This window comes from Bacteroidota bacterium (assembly GCA_016194975.1).
Classification (GTDB): Bacteria; Bacteroidota; Bacteroidia; order Palsa-965; family Palsa-965.
The window spans coordinates 110,649-133,260 of the sequence record JACQAM010000004.1 but is presented as its reverse complement, the minus strand read 5'-3'; the positions used below and the strand labels follow the sequence as shown (position 1 = coordinate 133,260).

Genomic DNA, 22,612 nt, shown 5'->3' with positions numbered 1-22,612 from the left:
AAGTGCGCTTTTTGGTTAGATTTGCCTCGTGAGCGAAAGCGTATTCAAAAGTACGTTTTTTCTCCATCGTCACCGGAACGCAATTATCCCGATCGGAAATGTTTCTTGAAAACACCATTCACCCGCACAAGAGAAAAGGATGCATCGAAGTCGTCTGCGGTTCCATGTTTTCAGGAAAAACAGAAGAACTCATTCGAAGATTGCGCCGTGCTAAGATCGCAAAACTGAAAGTGGAAATTTTCAAACCGGCTGTCGACAATCGTTATCACGAAGTGAAAGTAGTTTCGCATGATGCGAATGAAATTCATTCCACTCCTGTTTCATCTTCATCAATGATCACCGGTCTCGCTAAAGAAGTGGATGTGGTGGGAATAGATGAAGCGCAGTTTTTCGATATGGAAATTGTGGACGTTTGTTCTTCGCTTGCGAATAATGGCGTTCGCGTTATCGTTGCCGGGCTTGATATGGATTTCATGGGAAAACCGTTCGGCCCTATACCCGCGTTGCTTTCCATTGCAGAATATGTAACGAAAGTGCATGCCATTTGCATGCGGTGCGGAAATCTTGCAAATCATTCGCATCGCATTACCGGCGGAAATGAATTGGTGCAATTGGGAGAAAAAGAAAGTTATGAGCCATTGTGCAGGGATTGTTTCGAAGAGGCGATGGAAAAATAATAGAAATTAAAAAAAGTGTCCTACACCCTCTCCGATATATCCCGCCTCCTCGACGCAAAAAATTCCATCATTAATAGTGATGATACGATCCTTCATTTGCTCATCGACAGCCGCCGCATCGATCACACAGCCAACACACTTTTCTTTGCCATAAAGGGAGAGCATCATAACGCTCACGATTTTATCAGCGACATTTACCAGAAAGGTATTCGCAATTTTGTGGTGGAAGAACTTCCCGCCGATGCGGAAACTGTTTTTTCAGAAGGGAATTTTCTTGTTGTGAAAAATTCGCTGGCGGCTCTTCAGCAACTCGCTGCAGCGCACCGGGGAAAATTTTCCATTCCTGTTATAGGTATCACCGGCAGCAATGGAAAAACAATTGTAAAGGAATGGCTGTGGCAATTGTTGCGCGATGAAAAAAAGATTGTTCGCAGCCCGAAAAGTTACAATTCACAAGTGGGCGTTCCGCTTTCTGTTTGGCAAATGAGCGCTTCCGATGAACTCGCGATCTTCGAAGCAGGAATTTCGAGAGTGGGGGAGATGGAAAAACTTTCCGCTATTCTTCGTCCCACCATCGGGCTTATGACGAATATTGGAACTGCACATGATGAGAATTTTTCAGGGCCTGATCAGAAACTGCTTGAAAAAATAAAATTATTCTCCGGCGCGGGAACCGTTATTTGTTGTAAAGACAACGCAGAAATATTCTCCGCGCTGCAAAATAATTTTCCGGGAACAAAGTTATTCACCTGGTCACGCAAAGTGAAAGCAGATATGCAGATCGGGAAGATCACCAAAGAAGAATCGGCAACGAAGATCCAGGGTGTTTTCGAAAATCGTTTTTCCGATATAGAAATTCCATTTACCGACGATGCTTCCGTGGAGAATGCGATCCACTGCTGGGCAACTTTACTGATGCTCGGAGTTGCGCAGGAAAATATTGCTGCCGGCATGAAGCAGCTTTCTCCCGTTGCCATGCGCCTCGAAATGAAAGAGGGGATCAATAATTGCTCGGTGATCAACGACAGTTACAATTCCGATCTCGGTTCTCTTTCCGTTGCACTTGATTTTTTAAAACAACAGCAGCAATATCCGAAACGCACACTCGTACTCTCCGATATTTTCCAGAGCGGACTCGGAGAAAAAAAACTGTACGGGGAAGTTGCCGCGCTCGTGCGCTCGCGCCATGTGGATCGTTTCATTGGCATTGGAGAAGCATTGCAGCGTAATCGTGATTTTTTTTCAGAAATTGAAAACGAATTTTATTCTTCCACGAACGAATTCATTTCTTCGATCCAGGCTTCTTCTTTTCATAACGAAACCATCCTGCTCAAAGGTGCACGCGCTTTCGGATTCGAAATCATCAGCACTTTATTGCAGCGAAAAGCGCACGAAACGGTGCTCGAGATCGATCTTCATGCACTCGTTCACAACCTGAATTATATCCGTTCTCGTTTGAAAGCGGAAACGAAGATCATGGCCATGGTGAAAGCTTTTTCCTATGGCAGCGGAAGTTTCGAGATCGCAAATGTGCTGCAGTTTCATCACGTCGATCATCTTGCAGTTGCATACGCCGATGAAGGAATTGAATTGAGAAGATCAGGAATTACATTGCCGGTCATGGTGATGAATCCCGAAGAGCAGAGTTTCGGTGATATGATCCGTTATCAGCTCGAACCGGAAATATTTTCTTTCCGCATCCTGCAAATGTTCGACGAAGCAGCGCGCCGTTATCGCTCCCGTAATCCTTCTTCTGCTCCTGTTGCGGTGCATGTGAAATTCGACACGGGCATGCGGCGTCTTGGCTTCGAAGAGAAAGACATGAATGAACTCGTGGTGCGCGTAAAAAATTGCCGCGATCTTGTTGTGCGCAGTCTTTTTTCTCATCTCGCGGCAAGTGATGAATCCGTTCACGACGATTTCACACGCAAACAGATCCGAACATTTTCTTCGATGTGCGATGAATTCAGAAAACATTTTTCTCATCCCATTGATCGCCACATTCTCAATTCATCCGGCATCCTGCGTTTTCCCGATTCGCAATTTGAAATGGTGCGGCTCGGAATTGCATTGTATGGAATTGCAGATGGAGAAGAAGAACAGAAACATCTTCACCCGGTGAGTACACTCAAAACAAGGATCTCGCAGATAAAAAATGTGAATGCAGGAGAAAGTATCGGTTACAGCCGTAAAGGAAAAGCGGAAACTGCAATGCGCATTGCCACTGTTCCCATCGGTTATGCCGACGGACTCAGCCGCGTACTCGGAAATGGAAAAGGAAAAATGATCGTGAACGGAAAACCCGCCGCGATCATCGGTAACGTGTGCATGGATATGTGCATGCTCGACATCACCGCGATAAATTGTGCAGAAGGAGACGAAGTGATCGTGTTCGGAGAAGGGCACCCGATCGCATCAATGGCAATGGAAATGGGAACTATTCCGTATGAAGTGCTCACGAATGTTTCGGGAAGAGTGAAGCGTGTTTATTTCCAGGAATAATATGGGATTTTTCATTGTTGATTTTTAAAATCCAAAATGTAAAATCAAAAATCCTTCATCTCTTTTTCTAATTTCAGGATCAGCCGCGATTTTTTTTCACGCGCTTCATCAATGATCTTCGCCGATCTTTTTTTCTGATCATTTTCCATCTCATCAAAAATTTTCGCCAGTTCTTTTTCGCCTGCCAGCGCTACCGACGATTTGAGACGATGTGCCGCGGCCTTTGCAGCGCCCTGGTCATTTTTATCAATGGCATTTTCCAGCCGCGAAAATTCTTCGGGAATGGAACGCAGCATCAGCCCGATCATTTCCTGCTCGAATTTTTTATCTCCTCCTGCGAGTGAACGCAGCGGATTCTCTTCGTCGATCTCTGCTGCAGTTGCCGGCGGATTTTTTTTCAATGCAGAAACGATGCGGAAATAAAAATCCTGTGCACGATAGGGTTTCGAGAGATAATCATTCATCCCGAGTTGAAGGCAGCGTTCTCTTTCTCCGGCAGAAGAATGCGCCGTCACTGCCACGATCGGAATTTCAAGATGCAGTTCCTGGCGGATGATGCGCGTAGCTTCGTAACCATCCATCTCCGGCATTTGCAGATCCATCAGTATCACGTCGAATGCATTCGGGCTGCTGCGGAGAATTCCTGTTGCAGCAATTCCATTCGAAGCGATCTCGCACGTGAATCCGAAATCCGCAATGAGCCGCGATGCAAGTTGCTGATTCAATTGTTGATCTTCAACAATGAGAATATTTATTTTCCCCGGAGAATCGCCGGGTGAAAGCGCCTGCTCCACTTTCTGCACCACATCCTGTCCCACTTTTCTGAAACTGAGGAATACGCGGAAAATACTTCCCTTGCTATTCTCACTTTTCACTTCCACGGTTCCGCCTTGCAATTGCACGAGATCGCGAACAATGCTCAATCCTAATCCTGTTCCGCCGTACTTGCGCGTCGACTCCGTACTCGATTGCACGAACGGCTCAAAAATATCTTTCAGTTTTTTTTCAGGGATACCGATCCCGGTATCTACAACGAGCAATTCCAGATTTACACTTTCATCATCTTCGCGAATGAGATGTGCGGAGAAACGAACGAAACCTTTTTCCGTGAATTTTATGGCGTTGCCCACGAGGTTGATCAGAATTTGCGAGAGGCGATGATCGTCGCCCATGATGTAGAGCGGAATTCCTGTTTCACATTTCCATTCGAATTCGATCCCGGTTTGCGCGGCTGACTGTGAAAGTAAAAGATGCGTTTCCTCCATTACTTTGCGGATGCTGAACGGGTGACTTTCAAATTCTATTTTTCCTGCTTCTATCTTCGCAAGATCGAGTACATCGTTGATCATCGTCGTGAGATTTGTTCCAGCGAGATGCACCGCGCCGATATATTCTTCCTGTTCTTTCGAAAGTTTTGTTTTGATTAATAATTCAGTGAAGCCGACAATCGCATTCATCGGTGTGCGCAGTTCGTGGCTGATGTTCGCAACAAAACGATCTTTCATCTGCAAAGCTTCTTCCGCTGCTTTTTTTGCTTTGCGCAATTCTTTTTCGAGATCCATCCTGCTGGTGAAATCCACATTGCTGCTCAGCACGCAGGGATCTCCCTTTGGCCCTTTTATGATCACGTTATTGTACAGCCATACTTTTGTTCCGCCCCGTTTCATTTTTGCACGGATCAGGCCGCTTGCAGTTCCGCCGGTTTTCATTCCGCTCATGTAATTTGCAAAACCATCAGCGTCGTCTGAGAAAAAAAACTGCCGGATATTTCTGCCGATCACTTCTTCAGGTTCATATTCGAGCGAGTGTGTACCGCTCTGGTTGATGCTCATGATCACGCCATCAAGGTCATGCATGATGATCATGTGCTGCGAATTTTCAAAAAGCGAGCGGTATTGTTTTTCCGCCAGGTGCATTTCTTCTTCAATGCGTTTTCTTTCGGTAATGTCCTGCAGCGTTCCGACGAGTTTTTCTGCGCGCGATCTTTCATGACGGTAGATCTTCGCTGTGAGATAAACGTGTTTTAATTTTCCTTCTGCATAACCACGGAAACCTGTTTCGAACTGGGTCCGCATTTTCAAACCGTTCTCAATGGCGAGTTTTACTTTTTCCAAATCATCGGGATGAACTTGTCCATAAACTTCATCGATCGTGATCCTGTTGCCGGAATTCATTCGCCCTGTAATGCCGAGAATTCTTGCCATCTCATCGCTCACTGTAATGAAATCATTTCCATCTTCCCATTCCCAGCTTCCGATCTTCGCTTGTTCCTGGGCGGCTTTTAGTTGTTCCTTGCTGCGAATAAGTTGTTCCTCCGTATTTTTTATTCCGCTGATGTCTTCCTGTATGGCAATGAAACGTTCGGTATTTCCGTTCTCATCGGTTAACGGGGCGACATGCATCTGCACCCATATCGGTTTTCCGTTCCGGTCGTACTCGAGAATAGTTTCATGAAAAGGGGCCAGTTCTTTTTTTCTTTTTTCAATTTTAGCAAGTGTTATTCCACTTGTTCCCGCTCCGTGAAGAAGCGTTATTTTTTTTCCGGAAACTTCTGCCGCGCTATAGCCGAACATTTCTGTGAAGCGATCATTCACCCATTCCATTTCACCTTTGCTATTACAGATGATGACAGCTGCATTGGCACGGCTCGCAACAAGAGAAAGAAGATGTTCATGTGAGAGTCGCGCTTCCAGTTCGTTCTTTGTTTCAATGAGCGAAAGATTTTCACGGGACACTTTTTCACTTTGCGACTGGATATGTTGCTGGAATCTTCTTGTGGAATACGACAAACCGAAAACCATGCAGGCGGCGAAAAAATTCCGGAGAACATAAACCGAAGGAGTGATGAGCGGATCTTTCGTGATGAGAATGCAAACGCTTTGCAAAACAAATCCGAGAAAAAGATAGAGCGCCAGTTCGGGCATTTTGCGGAAATACAAACTGCAGACGATGTAAACACCGAGAAGTGTGAGCGCGTTTTCAAAATCAAAATGATGAACCACGTTGAACCACGCAGAAAAACTGATCATACCTCCAATGGAGATGCATGCGAACATGCGCACGATCCATTGCGCGGGCCGTTGCGTGTAGGTGTAGGCGAGTGCGACAGCGGAAAAAAAACCAACGGAAATTCTCAGGAAAGGATCCGCGGAAAAATGATCATACACTCCGAGTACCCATCCGTCGAGAAGCATTCCACCCGAGATCGCGAGAAAAAGGATACGCTCGGAAAAAAAATGACGATTGAATATTTTTCGGAATAAGGAATCCATGAGTTATGCGTGTTACTAAAGTTACGGAGGGAAACTCCAAGTGCCAAATGAAAAAAACAAATTCCCAATGAAAAATCCCCAATTCAAAACTCCAGATCCCAATCAAAGTTATTTGTTCATTTGGGATTTGATTTTTAGAATTTGTTATTTCTGTTTTAAATCAAAGGGTGCCCTTTCGGACACCCTTCTTAGCGGGAATACAACACAGCATAACCCCTACACTTTTGTTTGCATCCCCGTTTGCGATCCGGTATCGTTTTCGTTTTCCACCAGAATGCGGTACATCTCGGCGACTTTCATATCGCTGTATCGCTTAAAATCGAAATCAAAGTAAACAGGATGTTTTTCCCTGATGAGCATGATCTGCAAATCGCGTTTCTGCGCTGCCAGCACATTTTTATATTCCGATTCCATCATCACTTCTGCTTAACGGGGTTCAACCTTTTTACCGGACAAAAATGCGGTAAAAGAATAATTTCCTGTAAGAATTACGACACTTTACCTACTGCGTCCGACGAAATGCACTGTGAGGGGGATGAAATGTTAAGGGTTCGAAGTTCAACGTTCCAATGAGAAGGTGAAGTAAATTATTAAACGCATCGCAAGAAGAAAAATTCCGGTAGTGGGTTAGTTTGTTGTTTCCCTATTCAACTTCGCGCCGCAGCCTGCCCTGAAGAATTGAAGTGCGGTTCCTATGCCATTCTTTTATTTAACTGCAAAGACGCTAAGGCGCTAAGAATTTTTCAAACTGAGCCACTACCAGAATTCTAAGATAGCCTGGAAAAAAATTCTCAGAGCAGTTTCAGCCGTTTGAAAAGATCATCTTTGTGAGAGCGGCTAACCGGTAAAACTTTTCCTTCAATGATCACAGAATTTTCTTCGATCTCGGAGATACGATCGATGCGCGCAATGTAGGAACGGTGAATGCGTACAAATTCTTTTGGCGGAAGTTTTGCTTCTATGGATTTCATAGTAGCAAGCAGTGTATGCCTTCCATCCTTCGCATGAATATTCACATAATCGGCAAGCGCTTCAATGTAAAGAATATCTTTTGCTTCGATGCGGATGAAACGGCTTCCTTCTTTTTTCACGAACAACGCGCCCGATTCTTCGGGACTCACATGCATGTTCGTATGAATGACATGCGCTTTGTTCGCTGCTTTCAGAAACCGCGCATAGTCGATGGGCTTGAGCAGAAAATCCGTCACTTCATAATCAAATGCTTCTGCTGCATATTCTTTTTTCCCTGTGATGAGAATGATCTGCGGGATCTCATGGAACGTGCGCAGAAAATCGATGCCGGTCATCTCGGGCATTTCCACATCCAGAAAAATAAGATCAATTTTTTTTTCTCGGATGATCTTCAACGCCTCAGGTACGGAAGCACATGTGCCCGCAAGCGTGAGAAAGTCGGTGCGCTCCACGCAATGCTTTACAGCAAGCCGTGCGATCTCGTCATCATCTATAATAATGCAATTCATGGGTTATACTACAGCAATATAGGGAGGTCGTGGTAGATGGGCAAATTATTTTAGAAGGCAGTTGTCATCGGCCCGTCCGACCGGGTCATCCGGGCGGGCAGTTTTATAACGACAGCCGTCCGTTCGACCGAAGCGGGCCGTCGAAAATAATCGGTGAAGTAATCGGTGCTTAATCCGTGCAAATCCTTTCCTGCGGCAGGCGGGTGTGACAAAATTTCTGTGCTGTGTTCTGATTTCTATTTGGGGAAATGTTGATGTGAATTTGACGAACTGAAGAAACAACACCAGCCCCGATGGAAGCGCTTTGCCCCGCCTGTTCCCGATTGCAATCGGGATTCGGCTGGCAGGCGGCGCAATAGCGACAGCGGGAGGAAAGGAAAATAGAAGTGTTGCAGTTGCGCTCCTGAAAAAAACAAGCAAAGTCCACAGTAGAATTCTCAATCAAGATTTTGAAGAGACGTAACGATACAATTGAAAACTGTTTTTATCGAGCAGCGTATTTATTTCTTTCACCATTTCTTCTTTGCGGATGTCTTTCATTTTTTTCTGCTGGATGAGACGGAGCGCTTTGTCGGCGAACAAAAATGCTTTACGGGAATTATTTTTTCCGGAAGATAAATGTGCCGCTATAGCAGCGAGTAATTCTTCTGCGCCTTCATTTTTAGTTGCAACGGTTTTCACGAGACGCGGCGCCCAGTCGGAATTATTTTTTTTGTGAAGATGCTGATGAATATTTTTTTCAAATGTATTCGCGCCCGGACGATCGGATTTGTTGATCACAAAAATATCGGCAATCTCCATGATGCCCGATTTCAATGCCTGCACATCATCACCCGATTCAGGAACGAGAACGAGTACGGTAGTATCGGCAAGTCCTGCAATTTCCACTTCACTTTGCCCGACACCGACCGTTTCTATAATGACAAGATCAAATCCTGCAGAGCGGATGATGTCGCTCACTTCAATTGCTTTTGCAGAAAGTCCGCCGAGCGATCCGCGCGTGGCGAGTGAACGGATAAAAACATCGGGATTGTTGAAATGTTCCGACATGCGCAAACGATCGCCGAGCACAGAACCGAAACTGAAAGGAGAAGTAGGATCGACTGCGATGACTGCAATTTTTTTTCTCTGCGCGGTCAAATTTGAAAGCAACATATTGATGAGCGTACTTTTTCCAGCGCCCGGAGGGCCGGTGATGCCGATGACGGGAGCCAGTTTTTCCATCTCAAGCGAAGCCAGCAATTCTTCCGCACCGGGCATTTCATTTTCCACGAGCGTGATGGCGCGTGCGAGGGATTTGCGGTCGCCGGAGCGGAGTTGGTTTAGAATTTCCAGAGACATTTTTTCAAAGGTAGTTAGTTTGTGCGTTTCCTGTGATTTGCCTGCGATGACCCGCGCACAAATGGCATCATAACAATTCCAAAAAATGAATTTTAAACAGCCTCTAAAAGCGATAAACTGAAAAACCGTAAACCCTCCAACTGATTACCTTTGTTTGAGAATGTCTTCTCCAATAAAACTTTCCGTCGTTATCATCACGTTCAACGAAGAAAAAAACATCGGCCGTTGCCTGGATGCGGTGAAGCCGATTGCCGATGAGATCGTGGTGCTTGATTCTTTTTCTACGGATGCGACGGAGAAGATCTGCAGGGAAAAAGGCGCGAAATTTTTCCAGCACAAATTCGACGGACATATTGAACAGAAGAATCGCGCGATCACGCACGCGACATACCCGCACGTGCTCTCGCTCGACGCGGATGAGGCACCCGATGAAAAACTGCAAACGGAAATTTTGAAAATAAAAAACGATTGGACGCACGACGGATATGAAATGAACCGGCTCACCAATTATTGCGGCAAGTGGATCAAACATTGTGGCTGGTACCCGGACAGGAAATTACGTTTGTGGGATTCGCGCAAGGGAAAGTGGGGCGGCATCAATCCGCATGATGAATATAAAATGACGGAGAAGAATGCGAAGGTGAAACATATTGACGGAAATATTCTGCATTACAGTTTTTATTCCATTTCCGATCATTACAAGCAGGTGGAATATTTTACAACTATTTCTGCGAAGGCGATGTTTGCTGAAAAAAAAACAGGATCGGTAATGAACCTGATTTTTTCGCCGCCGGCAAAATTTCTGAAATGTTATTTTCTGCAATTGGGGTTTCTCGATGGCTACTACGGTTTTGTCATTTCGAAAATTTCGGCGAAGGCAACGTTCATGAAATATAAAAAGCTGAAGCAGTTGGGGCGCGGGTAATCCCAACTTGCGATGGCGAACGTCAGCAACCGGGGTCGATGAGTTTTCTGAATTCTACGAGATATTTTTTTGTTACCGCTTCAATGGAATTATTCTCCTTCACTTTTTTATTTGCTTTCATCGTGAGTTCGTTCCGCAACTTTTCATCATTCAGCAAACGATCGATATTCTCCGCAAGCGCAACGGGATCTTTTATTTTGCAAACGAGTCCCGCATCGCCGATGATTTCTTTGAGTCCGCCTGCTTCGGTGGAGGCGACGGGAACGTTATAGAGAAAAGCATCGAGCACGCTGCTGCCAAGACCTTCTTCTTCCGAGCTCATTGCAAAAACATCGAATACTGAAAAAAAATCTTCCACATTTTCCACAAAGCCCATCAGTTTATAGCGATCGGAAATTTTCAATTCAGAAATTTTATTTTCAAGAACATTTTTCAAAACACCATCGCCGAAATGAAGGAACACAAAATCAGTTCTTTTTTTCGAAAGCTCCGCGATCGTCGCTGCCATGTTGAGCGGATCTTTGTGCTGCACGATAGCAGAAGTAGTGGCGATGATCTTTTTCCCGGAGAAATTATTTTCAGCAATGAATTTTTTTGCCCGCTCTGCGTTCAGTTTTTTTTCTTCAGCGATTTCGGTAATGAGTCCGACGTTTTTCACGCCGATCTTTTCAAGAATATTTTTTATGACTGTAGAAATAGCAATGATTTTATCCGTGCGGCGGTATTTTCTTTTCGTGAAAAATCCGGAAGGAACAAAATCCACGCGGCGCGTGTACACCACGGGGCGCTTGTGAAACGGGCGCGCGAGTAAAGCATGAAACTGGTTGCGCGCTGTCTGCACATGAATGATATCGAACGAAGAACCTTTTTTTGCAAGGAATAAAAAAGTCTGCCATGCAGAATGAATTCGATGAACAGGAATTTCCAGCGAAGAAATTTTTTCACTCAGCGGGCAATTTTCCCTGCAGAGCAATTCCACTTCTTCACCGGCATCACGGAAACCTTTGCAGTTGTACCAGGTCTGGCGTTCTCCTCCTCTCCACGTTTTTTCTGTATTGACCTCGAGTATGCGCATGGAACAGGATCAGTTTTCAGTTTTTATTTCATCCATGATCTTCATCTCGGTGTTGAGCGCGCTTTTTCTCGGCATTGCATAGAGGAGGAGTGCATTGAAGAAGGCGAAAAAATTCACACCCTGTTCGGTTTCGAGTGTATCGTCGTCGAACATGGAAAGAAAGAAGACGAGAAAAAATGCGAGATACAGATAACTTCTCCAGCGTTTCATAGACCACGGCGCATAGAAAAGCATGAAGAGAAAAAAAATAATTCCGGGAATTCCGAGTGTAACGCCGATAGCGAGAAACTGATCGTGCGAATGCAACCACTGCCATTCTTTTCCGAGTTTGGTTCCTTCTTCAGAATATTTTTTTCCGAAAGCTTTTTCCTGCGAACCGGTTCCCGTCCCGGCGAAGGGATGATCTTTGATGCACGACCACGCAGTTTGCGCAAGTTCGAGCCGCATCGTAAATGAATTTCCACTTGGATTCGCACCATTCATGTAATGATAATATTCCCAGAACACCTGGTAAATTCTTTTTTCGAGCGGTGAACGTTCTTTGTCTTTCGCATTCGTCACCCCATTTTCTATTTCATGAATTTCATTTTCAGAAAGTGTTGCAAGTGCATCGGCATCTTTCCGCAAACCTTTTGATGCGAGATAACGCAATAGCGTAATGGAAACAGAATTCCCGTTTTTATCTGTTCCGCCGTTGAGAACAATTTTACTTTTGCGGTTCCATGCCGAATCAAGTTCGCCCCAACAGACGTACATCATCACCTGGTTCCCGTTCTCGATCATCGGGTAATTGATCTTGTTCGTGTACGGATTTCCGTGTGCAGTGAGCGAATCCACTTTTTTTACGTCAACAGGAACTACAGCAAAAAGATCGTTGTATGCTTTTCGCAGAATCCATATTCCGGAAATTGAAGCGCCGAGATAAATGAGCAATAAAACGAAGGCGAGTTTTTTTCTGCGATAAATAAAAGCCATGGACAAAAGCAATATTGCGCCGCCAAGAGCGAGGATCACCATCCCGGTGAGCGATTGCATTCGCTGGAGAAACCACATAAACCAGAGCATGAAAAGGAGACAGCCGGAACGAATGAAAATATTTTTCATGCGCACGGTCCATCGCACGAGAAGAAAAATACTGAACACCACCATCAGCGCGAGACGCATGAGTGGAACGAAGAGCGAGCAATCGCGCAGATCATTCACCGGGTTTGTCGGGTGAACGTAACCATAAGCGACAAGAATGGTGATGAGTGAGCTGGTGAAGACAGAAAGAATGAAAACAAAAATAAGCGGCTCGAAGAATTTTTTTTCCAGCGGATCAGAAGTTCCGATAACAAGAGGAATGATGAGCAATGGCAATTTGATCTTCACATCGTGCCACGCATTTGCTTTATCTGCCGCCCACGCAACGGCTATTAAATGAAGAATAAAAAGCAGGATGAGTACGAGGATGGATTTTCTTGCGCGGAGCAATCTCCATTTAGTCGGAAAATTTCCTTCCGCCACCCAGTTGATGCCAATGAGGAATAGAGAACCGCCGATAAAAAATTTTCCAAGCGACATGGCCGCAGCCATGAGAAACAGGCCGAAGATGTAGATCCAGCGATGGTACTTTTCCCCGAAGAGCAAAATGAGGTGTAATAGTGAGCGACGAAATTACGAAAGATAAAGCGTGAAGAGCTTTTAAAAATCAGTTGTCATTCTCGAGGTCGGCGCGCTGTTTCGGTTTTTCTTTTTTGACAACCGTAGTCAGTATTCCTTCATATTTTTTCTTATCGGCAAGAATGGATTTTGCTTCATTCAGATCCGTATCATCCTTGAGTGTTGCAGCTACGCGTCCGCCTTCGTGGTAGTAGCGGGAAGCGATCTCCGATTCGAGCAGGAGTTTTATTTCATTTTTGTTTTCCGTGAAATCATCTTCTTTGCCGGCATCTATTTTTTTCTGCAACGCATCGTATTCTACGGTCACATTCGCGAACGAATTATTTTTCTGAGCATGCCTTTTGAAATCGGCGAGATCTTTTTCTTCTTTCGTCACGTAAGTATAATCCTGCGTTTTCACCCACGTTACAAATGCATCGTACTGCGCATCGGTGAGATGAAAAATTTCCGCTTTGTCGATGGAAGGATTTTTAACTGCGAATTGTGTGGCGTAATTGAAAATGAGCGAACGGCTCATCAGCGTATCAGCAAGCACACTGTGTTTTCTTGCTGCTACTTCATCATCCGGAATTATTCCGAGTCCGTCCCAAACCATTCTGCCATTTTTTGTTTTGAAAGGAGTGATGAGCGAGTCGGGAAAACGGATGAGTGTTCCGTCTGCTCTTCTGCTGGAGTAATCGATGGACTGCACACATCTTCCGCTCGGGATATAATATTTTGCAACGGTCACTTTGAAGATCGCGCCGTAAGGAAGCGGAACTGTTTTCTGCACGAGTCCCTTTCCGAATGAACGTTGCCCGACGATCACTGCACGATCAAGATCCTGTAATGAACCGGCAACAATTTCGGAAGCAGAAGCGCTCCACGCATTCACCATCACCACCAATGGAATTTTTGTATCCACCGGATCGAATTGCGTCTGGAAATCCTGGTCCCATTCTTTCACACGCCCGCGCATGCTCACGATGAGTTGTTTCTTATCGACAAAAAGATTTACGATGTTTACTGCTTCAATGAGAAGTCCGCCCGGATTTTCGCGCAGGTCGAGAACGATGGAAGTTGCGCCTTGTTGTTTCAGATCAAGCAATGCCTGCTGAACTTCGAGCGCAGAATTTTCGAGAAATTGTTCGAGGTGAATGTAACCGACTTTATTATCGAGCATTCCGTAATACGTCACATTTTTTTTCTTGATCTCTTCGCGCGCCAGTGTGATCTCTTCGGTTTTCCCGTCGGCTGCATGTTGAATTTTTAGTTTCACGGTTGTTTTCGGAATTCCTTTTAAAAGTTTTCCAACCTGGTCATACGTTTTTCCCTTACAGGGACTTCCATTTACCTCCAGTAAAATATCTCCTGCTTTTATTCCGGCTTTGTCTGCGGGAAATCCTTCGAACGGATCAGAAATAAAAAATTGTCCATTTATAATTCTCACCGATGCTCCGATGCCGCCATATTCTCCTGAAGTTTCATATTTGTATTGTTCCACCATTTCTTCGGGATAATAAACGGTGTAAGGATCGAGTGAAGCAAGCATGGCATCAATTCCGGTTTTCATCAATCGACCGGGTTGCGGTTCGTCCACGTAAAGTTTATTCAGCTGCTGGTAAACGGAACTGAAAATCTCCATGTTCTTCGAAATTTCGAACAGGTGATCGTCTTCTTTGTCGAATGAAAAACCGATCATTGCCCCGGTGAGAAGAGCAAGCGGCAAAGCAAATGATTTCAGTTTTCGAAGAATGAATTTCATGCGATAAAAATTTTTTTTAAAATATTTTTCACGGAACAGGATCATGCCCGTGTCCGCCCCAGGGATGACAGCGCCCGATCCTTTTCAGTGTGAGCCATCCTCCTTTGAATGCGCCATGTTTGCGGATGGCTTCAATTCCGTAAGTGGAGCAGGTGGGTGTGTAACGGCAAGAGGAAGAAAAAAGAGGGGAGATAGCACCTTTATAAAAACGGATAAGCCCTATGAAGAGATAACCGATGGAGCGTGAAATGAGATCAGGTTTTTTTTGCGTGAGATCCGGCTGCATCAATTTGTTTTATCAGTCTTTGTAAAGTTAGGATAATTTTAGCGTCGGTTTCGGCGAATTCCATTGGAGAATGCGCGGTAAAAATGAAAAGTATGTTAAGCTTTTTTCCGCGTTCGGAAAGTGAAGAATAAAACGCAGATTTATTTTTGCGATAAGTTTCCCGCAGGATCCTTTTGATATGATTGCGGTCTACGGCGCGCTTGAAATTTTTTTTCGGAACGGCGAATGCTACCTGTGCCGGTTTAGGAAGATCTTCATCGGTTTCCATCCAGATCACGCGGAAAGGAAAAATGAAAAATGAATTTCCTTTTGACAGGAGCATAGAAAATTTTTTCCTGCCCGAGATTCGTTCTGTTTTGTGAAAGGTCTGTGTCATGAAATAAAAAGATCCGCTTTTCAAATGGAGCGGACCGGGTGTTGATGAATTTCCGTTCGGTTATTTTCTGTTTGCTTTGCGGATATATTCTTCGAGCGCCATGGTCATAGAAGGAGTACCGGGCTTGGGTGCATGAATATCGACGCGAAGACTCGCTTCTTCAATGGCTTTTGCAGTCGTAGGGCCGAAAGCGGCGAGACGTGTTTTGTTCTGTTTGAACTTCGGAAAATTCTTGAAGAGCGAAGTGATGCCCGACGGGCTGAAGAAAACAAGAACATCATAGAACACATCGGCCAGGTCGCTCAGGTCGCTGCATACCGTGCGATAAAGAACTGCTTTCGTGTAATTGATCTTGTATTTTTCGAGAATTTCCGGGATGTCTTCCTTGTGCACGTCTGTGCATGGATAAAGAAATTTTTCCTCCTTGTGTTTGCGGATGATCTCGATCAGGTCATTGAAAGTGGCTTTGCCATGAAAAATTTTCCGCTTGCGGTACTGTACATATTTCTGAAGATAATAAGCAGTGGATTCTGAAATGCAGAAATACTTCATCGTATCGGGAACTGTGAAACGAACTTCCTGGCAAATGCGGAAAAAATGATCGACCGCATTGCGGCTGGTGAGGATCACGGCTGTGTAATCATTGATATTCACCCGCTGCTGGCGGAATTCCTGGGCAGGAACGCCTTCCACATGAATGAACTCGCGGAAATCTATCTTGAGACTGTACTTCTTAGCCAGGTCCGCATATGGATTTTTATCCGTTTCGGGCCGGGGCTGCGTAACGAGGATGCTCTTTACGCGGAGATCTGTATTTTTCGTTGCGGCCAATCTGTTTTTCGTTAGGGGTGAAACGGGTGAAATTTGACAACGAATACCTTTATTAGTACGACAAAAGGCAATAATTCAAGGGTGCAAAGGTATAGAATTAAATACAGAAAGGAAACTGATGAGTTGGCTATTCCTATCAATATCAGCCGTAAAAATCTATAGATCAAAACGCTGATAATTGCTGTTATTCCGCACCAAACGAGCCATTCCTGGGGTATTTGCCGGGCATAAGCGATAAGCAGCACTAATGGGAACAGTACAAGGCCGATCACTTCATTGAACAGAAGGACATTTGCCTCATATTCTTTCGCCGCCTCTTTCAGATCGAAAATTTTTCCGAATAAACGGATGAAATAAATTTTCACCACGTAAGCACTTGTCAAAGCAAGGATGATCCAGCCAATACTTTTTATTCCATCAGCATTTATTCCCGCCAATCCTGCGCTTTTCCAGGCGAAGAGTCCCATCACCAATAAATAATTCAGCAGCAGCAAAAGTGTTACGCGCGAGCCGAAAGAAACTTCATCACGATAAACAACCATCACCGATGAAGGACGGATAAATCCGCTGAGAACAGAAATGAGTCTTCGTGAATCGAAAACGCGCAGCACCACGATCATCGTAAAGCAACTGAAAAGCAAAAGGGCGATCCACCAGTTGTGATCTCCGTGCGCGATCACTTCCGGTGAAAAATTTCCGCCACTTAATTCATTCAGCTGAAGAAGTAAATGACGATGCATGCAGAAAAAAATTTCAGTAAAGGTATTGAAAGCAACAAACAGAAAAAGAAAAATCCCTGCTATAACAGGGACTTTCCTCAATGAAATTACTTCTGCTTATTTTGGTTTGGTGGTTGACATTTCTGTGTGAACGGTCACCGCGATGCTCTCCGCTACTTTCGTTCCCAGCGCTTCCGGTATGGTAATGTTGTGATCCGCCAGCAACACGGTGAATTTAGAATCAATGGTCACCATTCCACCTTTGATCGTCAACGTGCCGGGAAGTGTACGTGGTTTTGCAACACCATGAATGGTGAGAGTTCCGGTAATGGTGATCGGGATCACAGCATCTTTGGTGTAATCGATCTTCTCATTTATTTTTCCAACGAAAGATGCTTTGGGGAATTTATCACTCTCCATATAATCTTCGTTGAAGTGTTCCTGCATGAGCGGGCTCGGGAATACGAAACTCTTGATGGAAATATTTGCCACCACATCGCCGGTCGCAGCGTTGAGGATCATCGTTGCAACCGTATCTGTTGCACTGATGTTTTCCAATGCGGTAACGGAGAAGAAATCAATTTTTGTTTTTTTGCCCTGGTAGATCTGTGCGTGCATGGCAGCGACAAACCCGAGGACAGTAACGAGAAGAAGAGCGGATCTTTTCATTTTGTTTTGTTTTTGAAATGTAGATTGCAATTTCCCTGCCATTCCCGGAAAAAATTTTACGGCAGTGCAGGAGCGGGATACAAATATATGTTTCTGCTCATATACCCGGCTAAAGATCACTCATTTCGGTAATTTTTCATTTTTCCCCTCAGGTTATCTCACTTCGCGCCTTTGCGGTTTCAATAGCACTCTTCTGGTTAACCGCGAAGAATTATCAATAGAGAGACACTCCTTCCAAAACATACTATAAAATCCAAGACCATGTTTTAACTATTTTTGCACCTCAATAAACGAACACTTTCTATTATGGCTACCGACAATTTCCAGGCACCGGATTATTACCAGGTCGATGAACTTCTTTCCGATGAACACAAACTCGTGCGCGACACCACGCGTGCGTGGGTGAAAAAAGAAATTTCTCCCATCATCGAAGAGTATGCGCAGAAAGCAGAATTTCCAAAACAGATTTTAAAAGGACTCGGCGAGATCGGTGCATTCGGTCCTTACATTCCTGCAGAATACGGCGGACCTGGTCTCGATCAGATCTCCTACGGACTCATCATGCAGGAACTTGAGCGCGGCGATTCCGGAATTCGTTCTACTGCTTCTGTGCAGAGTTCATTGGTTATGTATCCCATTTTTGCTTACGGAAGCGAAGAGCAGAAAAGAAAATATTTACCCAAACTCGCAACAGGAGAACTCGTAGGATGTTTTGGATTAACAGAACCCGATTATGGAAGCAATCCTTCGGGCATGATCACGAATTACAAAACAAAAGGCGATCACGTTATTCTCAACGGTGCAAAAATGTGGATCTCGAATTCTCCATTCGCAGATATTGCTGTGGTGTGGGCGAAAGATGATGCGGGAGAAATTCACGGACTGATCGTGGAAAGAGGAATGTCCGGATTCACCACGCCCGAAACGCATGGCAAGTGGAGTTTGCGTGCGAGTGCAACCGGCGAATTGGTTTTTGATAATGTAAAAGTTCCGAATGAAAATATTTTTCCGAATGTAAAAGGATTGAAAGGCCCGCTCGGATGTTTGAATTCCGCGCGTTACGGAATTTCCTGGGGAGCGATCGGTGCAGCAATGGATTGCTACGATACAGCACTGCGGTATTCTAAAGAAAGAATTCAATTCGGAAAACCCATTGGAGGATTTCAGTTGCAGCAAAAAAAATTAGCGGAGATGATCACCGAGATCACGAAAGCGCAACTCATGTGCTGGCGACTCGGCGTTTTAAAAAATGAGAACCGCGCAACACCGGCGCAGATTTCCATGGCAAAAAGAAATTCTGTTTATACCGCGGTCACCATCGCGCGCGAAGCACGACAAATGCTTGGCGGAATGGGAATCACCGGCGAATACCCGATCATGCGCCACATGATGAACCTCGAGAGCGTACTCACGTACGAGGGCACACACGATATTCATTTGCTGATTACCGGAATGGATGTGACGGGATTGAATGCGTTTGAATAGGGGGGGCAGATATTCGGATTACGAATTAAATACGGATCTTAAAATCTGCTGCGGAACGTGGCGGATTTTTTTTTGTGATTCAATAAATAAAAAAAACGCCGGCGATCAACCAGCGCTTTTTTTTCGAAACGGCTTTATTTGCAATTCGCGTATTCATTAGCAATGCGAAGCATAATTTCCAGCTTCATATCTTTCGTGGTCATCATCCCCATCTTATAACCTTTTTCCTCATTGCGGATTTTATCGCTTGGCGCAGAACAATCGGAAACAGCATCTCCCATTTTTTCTTTGAAGGGTTTCATTTTAATATCATCGATCGATTCGGGTTTCGTTTTTCCGGGGATCACGTACATGATAGAGAAAAATCCCTGGAGTTTTCCGCCGACGATTGTTCCGCCAGAATCAAATCGCCGGTATATTTTCATCGCATTGTTTCCGTAGTTCATTAACTGATAAAATAAAGTATCAGAAGGTTCATCTTTGCGATTGAATTCGCCGACACTTTCATATTTGCGGCCACTCTTCAAAAAGAATGCATTTACTTTTCCGGCTTTAAATAATTCACCTTTGCGCGTTGCCGCCGTTTTAAAAAACCAAATTTTGGAATCGGCGCTTGGAACATAATCAATGATACCCGTTAGCGTATCGCCATTGCGCATAAACACCACACCGGAATCTTTAATTTCTATTTCTTCATAGTCGTGCGCATCGGGCACCTGCGCGTGAGCAAAAAGAGGGAAGAATAAAAGGAGAGAGAATAATTTTTTCATAATATTTTAGTTTTAAAAGTTTCCGCGAATGTGCAAATCACAAAACACACGACTCGGTTTTAAGCATTTGAAAACGAAAGGAGTTGCTAACATCATGAGGAGTGGAAATAAAAAACCCGCTGGTGAGGCGGGCGTTTTCCATCGCTGGAAGTTTTAACACAGCGATAATATTTTTTAAAAGGATCTGAACTTAATCGCTTCTTTTATTCCAACATCAAATGACAGATCCCTTGCGTTTTTTGAATCTGTATAGGTCCTGACATAAAAAACAGAATCATTTATCTGAAATGAAAAAACGGTGCTGAATCCATTAAAGAACGGCTTGACCTTCGAGGTAACCGGCACCGTGTAATCATTAAAAATGGAATTGAAATTAGAATGACTGTTATCGGAGATGAGAATATAATTATACATGATACCGCACATGAAATTTGCGTCCAGGCCTTTCGAGCTGTGATATTGCCAGCGATATTTCAGCCCTGCATTCCAATTGAAAATGCCCAGTTTATAATTGACAGAATCCTTACTGATCGATTTATTCTGAAGAGATCCATCAAAGCCAATAATAAGTCCGTGATTCGGATCTTTCGCCGTTTTATTTTTATACGCCAGATAAGAATTAAAAACATCCCATTCTAAACTACCAGCTGCGGCCGCATTTGAAACGTCGGGGAAATATAATTCGCTAATGCTAACAGAATCGGCATTTTTCGTTTCAAGTCTCGTTCCTACATTAACTGAACTGGCAAAAAATACATTGGGCCTGAAACGAAAGCCAACTGAAATTGCACCAGCAGCGGAAAACTTTTTAAAATCCAGAGCATCTGTTCCTCCAACACCATAAATAAGAACTTTGTCTTCGCTGTTTGATTCTGTATTACTGGAGTCAGTTAAAGAACTTGCTTCAGCCGTTTTTACCGGAGCTTTAGGTACAATCGGAATTATCTGTTGCGCGGAAACAAATAAAGTTGCTGATAAACTAAGCACGGTGGTCAATATTTCTTTTTTCATAATTGAGAGATTAGAATTGGTTTCGTCAAACGTAACCACTCTGCCTTCAATTAGCCGGTATTAAGGGTTTGTAAATGGATTTTGTTGATGGCAGGATTTTTTCCTGCTTTTTATAAGATGGAGGTAAAAACATCGAAGAAATAGTCGAAGCAATTGATGCAGGCGATGTTGCGGGAGGGGTTTGAGGGGGAGAAATAGCTTCTTACCAGTTTATCCGTTTACAACCGGCTATCCATTATTTCCTTCGTAGAATTGAGCGGGAAAACCCAAAATTATGCCCTTGCCTGTCAGTTATTTAGGGAAAATTAAATATATTTAAGTTATAGCTTAAAACTCAATGGCTACATTTAGCGTTGAACAGATAGAGGAGTTTGATAATACCAAACAGAAAGTATTCAAACTGTTCCGGAATGGTAAATGTCTTTATACCGAATTCACTGCAGAAATTTCAAAGGACGACAACCTGGAACCTGAACTCGATGAGTTATTTGCCAATATTGAAGATGTGGCAAACAACGAGCTCCTACCGAAAAACAAATACAGGAAGTTGCATATAAGTAGTAAACTGCAGTACACACCTTATGAAGCTAAAACTCACCACCTGCGTGCATACATGTTTCATGATAGCGAGACGGGTCAGGTAATAGTTTGCGGAGGAACGAAAGGTGAGCAGGATGAAGACCTTGAACGGGTTGAAAAAATAATAAAAGAATACAGCGCCTGGAAACTCGAATTGAAAAGAGAGAACAGAAAAAAAAGAAGAAGTCATGAGAAGTAAAGAGCAATTACTCAAACGGCCAAACTATCTGCTGGCGAGATATCAGAATGAGATCTACCGTCAGCTGGCAGATTACATGGAGAAAAACAATCTCTCTCAGCGTGATGTAGCAAAAGCGCTTGAGGTGAGTGATGCATACATCAGCCAGGTGTTGAATGGTGAATTCAATTTCACTTTGAAAAAACTTATCGAGCTTGCACTTCTCATTGATAAAGTTCCTCTTCTTGATTTTGTTGACAAGCATGAATATTGGCTTATTCGCGAGACTGGAATGAAAGGGCAAAGACGCGTAAGTTTTACACTTGATTTCTGTGTAGAAAAAGTAGAATACACAGGCAAAAAACTAAAGCGCATTGCGAATGCCGGAGGTAAGGCGAATACAGTAACATCAGTAAGTGATCAAACCGCACAAGTCAATCCTTCTGAATTATGTCTGCAGTAAAAACAAAACCCAAATCAAAAACGGCGGCAACTCCGGCGAAGCCCGTGCAGGTTACCATTGGCATTTCTGAGGTGAAATTTATTTCATTTGTGGAAGCCGAAGGTGGAATAAATCTCAAGCACACGCCTACCGCTGATCAATACGAATTCAGATTTGAAGTTGCATCTGCTATTTCTGATAAAGAAAAGAAGATGACCGTTATTATGACAACAACCGTTCTTTTAAAAACGGGCGAAAAAGCCCGCGTGGAATTAGGTCAGCTTAAAGCGCTTGTAGTTTTCAACGTTGTAAATCTGGATGAGATCACAATTGAAATTGGAGGTAAAAAAGGTGTTCCGGAGCATCTGTATATTCTCACCTATGGAATAACACTTTCAACATCACGAGGAATGCTGGCTATTCAAGTTGAAAAAACAAAATTCAATAATGCAATAATTCCGGTGATCGATCCAAAGATTCTGGTTGATGGCATCAATAAGATTTGATGGATAATATGGATTCTCTAAGGGAAGACTGGATGCTGTTCAGTATCCAAATGCTCACCACATGTTTCGGAGAAAGAGAGC

Annotated in this window: 21 protein-coding genes; 7 read left to right on the top strand and 14 right to left on the bottom strand. The window is 44.0% G+C overall.

The genetic code is table 11. The annotated features are described in order from the left end of the window. Nucleotides 1-98 precede the first annotated feature (98 nt). The gene (locus tag HY064_02560) at nucleotides 99-677 is read left to right on the top strand and encodes a thymidine kinase (GenBank protein ID MBI3509516.1); all 579 of its coding nucleotides are present in this window, start codon (nucleotides 99-101) and stop codon (nucleotides 675-677) included. Nucleotides 678-692: 15 nt separating this feature from the next. Next, the gene (locus HY064_02555; GenBank protein ID MBI3509515.1) at nucleotides 693-3,179 is read left to right on the top strand and encodes a bifunctional UDP-N-acetylmuramoyl-tripeptide:D-alanyl-D-alanine ligase/alanine racemase; all 2,487 of its coding nucleotides are present in this window, start codon (nucleotides 693-695) and stop codon (nucleotides 3,177-3,179) included. Between the two features lie 44 nt (nucleotides 3,180-3,223). Here HY064_02555 and HY064_02550 read toward each other — a convergent pair whose 3' ends face one another. From HY064_02550 to meaB, 4 genes are all read right to left on the bottom strand, one after another. Continuing rightward, nucleotides 3,224-6,451, bottom strand: coding sequence for a PAS domain S-box protein (locus HY064_02550; protein ID MBI3509514.1), 3,228 nt, complete (start codon nucleotides 6,449-6,451; stop codon nucleotides 3,224-3,226). Between the two features lie 216 nt (nucleotides 6,452-6,667). Further along, entirely contained in the window at nucleotides 6,668-6,868 is a 201-nt protein-coding gene (locus HY064_02545) for a hypothetical protein (GenBank protein MBI3509513.1), read from the bottom strand. A 374-nt stretch (nucleotides 6,869-7,242) separates the two neighbouring features. Further along, entirely contained in the window at nucleotides 7,243-7,932 is a 690-nt protein-coding gene (locus HY064_02540) for a response regulator transcription factor (protein ID MBI3509512.1), read from the bottom strand. A gap of 441 nt (nucleotides 7,933-8,373) precedes the next feature. Beyond that, complete coding sequence (gene meaB / locus HY064_02535) at nucleotides 8,374-9,273, bottom strand: methylmalonyl Co-A mutase-associated GTPase MeaB (protein MBI3509511.1); 900 nt, start codon at nucleotides 9,271-9,273, stop codon at nucleotides 8,374-8,376. A 160-nt stretch (nucleotides 9,274-9,433) separates the two neighbouring features. Between meaB and HY064_02530 the strand changes: the two genes are divergently transcribed. Further along, nucleotides 9,434-10,198, top strand: coding sequence for a glycosyltransferase family 2 protein (locus HY064_02530; GenBank protein MBI3509510.1), 765 nt, complete (start codon nucleotides 9,434-9,436; stop codon nucleotides 10,196-10,198). Nucleotides 10,199-10,220: 22 nt separating this feature from the next. Here the strand turns inward: HY064_02530 and HY064_02525 are convergent, their stop codons facing one another. The 8 genes from HY064_02525 to HY064_02490 form a co-directional block, all read right to left on the bottom strand. Then, nucleotides 10,221-11,273, bottom strand: coding sequence for a glycosyltransferase family 4 protein (locus HY064_02525; protein MBI3509509.1), 1,053 nt, complete (start codon nucleotides 11,271-11,273; stop codon nucleotides 10,221-10,223). 9 nt (nucleotides 11,274-11,282) lie between these two features. After that, nucleotides 11,283-12,902 (bottom strand): O-antigen ligase family protein, encoded by a 1,620-nt coding sequence (locus HY064_02520; protein MBI3509508.1) that lies wholly within the window; start codon nucleotides 12,900-12,902, stop codon nucleotides 11,283-11,285. A 61-nt stretch (nucleotides 12,903-12,963) separates the two neighbouring features. Continuing rightward, on the bottom strand, nucleotides 12,964-14,679 hold the full coding sequence (locus tag HY064_02515) for a S41 family peptidase (GenBank protein ID MBI3509507.1): 1,716 nt from the start codon (nucleotides 14,677-14,679) through the stop codon (nucleotides 12,964-12,966). A gap of 28 nt (nucleotides 14,680-14,707) precedes the next feature. After that, entirely contained in the window at nucleotides 14,708-14,965 is a 258-nt protein-coding gene (yidD, locus tag HY064_02510) for a membrane protein insertion efficiency factor YidD (GenBank protein MBI3509506.1), read from the bottom strand. Then, entirely contained in the window at nucleotides 14,934-15,341 is a 408-nt protein-coding gene (locus tag HY064_02505) for a ribonuclease P protein component (GenBank protein MBI3509505.1), read from the bottom strand. Before HY064_02505 ends, yidD begins: the two co-directional genes overlap by 32 nt. A gap of 60 nt (nucleotides 15,342-15,401) precedes the next feature. Then, nucleotides 15,402-16,172, bottom strand: a complete 771-nt coding sequence (locus tag HY064_02500) for a uroporphyrinogen-III synthase (protein MBI3509504.1) — start codon at nucleotides 16,170-16,172, stop codon at nucleotides 15,402-15,404. A gap of 11 nt (nucleotides 16,173-16,183) precedes the next feature. Next, nucleotides 16,184-16,912 (bottom strand): DUF4271 domain-containing protein, encoded by a 729-nt coding sequence (locus tag HY064_02495; GenBank protein ID MBI3509503.1) that lies wholly within the window; start codon nucleotides 16,910-16,912, stop codon nucleotides 16,184-16,186. A gap of 96 nt (nucleotides 16,913-17,008) precedes the next feature. Then, on the bottom strand, nucleotides 17,009-17,560 hold the full coding sequence (locus tag HY064_02490) for a YceI family protein (GenBank protein ID MBI3509502.1): 552 nt from the start codon (nucleotides 17,558-17,560) through the stop codon (nucleotides 17,009-17,011). Between the two features lie 306 nt (nucleotides 17,561-17,866). Between HY064_02490 and HY064_02485 the strand changes: the two genes are divergently transcribed. After that, nucleotides 17,867-19,045 (top strand): acyl-CoA dehydrogenase family protein, encoded by a 1,179-nt coding sequence (locus tag HY064_02485; protein MBI3509501.1) that lies wholly within the window; start codon nucleotides 17,867-17,869, stop codon nucleotides 19,043-19,045. A gap of 134 nt (nucleotides 19,046-19,179) precedes the next feature. Here the strand turns inward: HY064_02485 and HY064_02480 are convergent, their stop codons facing one another. Together HY064_02480 and HY064_02475 are read right to left on the bottom strand one after the other, a co-directional pair. Beyond that, nucleotides 19,180-19,815, bottom strand: coding sequence for a hypothetical protein (locus HY064_02480; GenBank protein MBI3509500.1), 636 nt, complete (start codon nucleotides 19,813-19,815; stop codon nucleotides 19,180-19,182). 174 nt (nucleotides 19,816-19,989) lie between these two features. Then, the gene (locus HY064_02475; GenBank protein MBI3509499.1) at nucleotides 19,990-20,826 is read right to left on the bottom strand and encodes a hypothetical protein; all 837 of its coding nucleotides are present in this window, start codon (nucleotides 20,824-20,826) and stop codon (nucleotides 19,990-19,992) included. 337 nt (nucleotides 20,827-21,163) lie between these two features. Between HY064_02475 and HY064_02470 the strand changes: the two genes are divergently transcribed. The 3 genes from HY064_02470 (at nucleotide 21,164) to HY064_02460 (ending at nucleotide 22,531) form a co-directional block, all read left to right on the top strand. After that, entirely contained in the window at nucleotides 21,164-21,604 is a 441-nt protein-coding gene (locus tag HY064_02470; protein ID MBI3509498.1) for a hypothetical protein, read from the top strand. Continuing rightward, complete coding sequence (locus HY064_02465; protein MBI3509497.1) at nucleotides 21,594-22,046, top strand: helix-turn-helix transcriptional regulator; 453 nt, start codon at nucleotides 21,594-21,596, stop codon at nucleotides 22,044-22,046. Before HY064_02470 ends, HY064_02465 begins: the two co-directional genes overlap by 11 nt. 71 nt (nucleotides 22,047-22,117) lie before the next feature. Then, on the top strand, nucleotides 22,118-22,531 hold the full coding sequence (locus HY064_02460) for a hypothetical protein (GenBank protein MBI3509496.1): 414 nt from the start codon (nucleotides 22,118-22,120) through the stop codon (nucleotides 22,529-22,531). The last annotated feature ends 81 nt before the right edge of the window (nucleotides 22,532-22,612 follow it).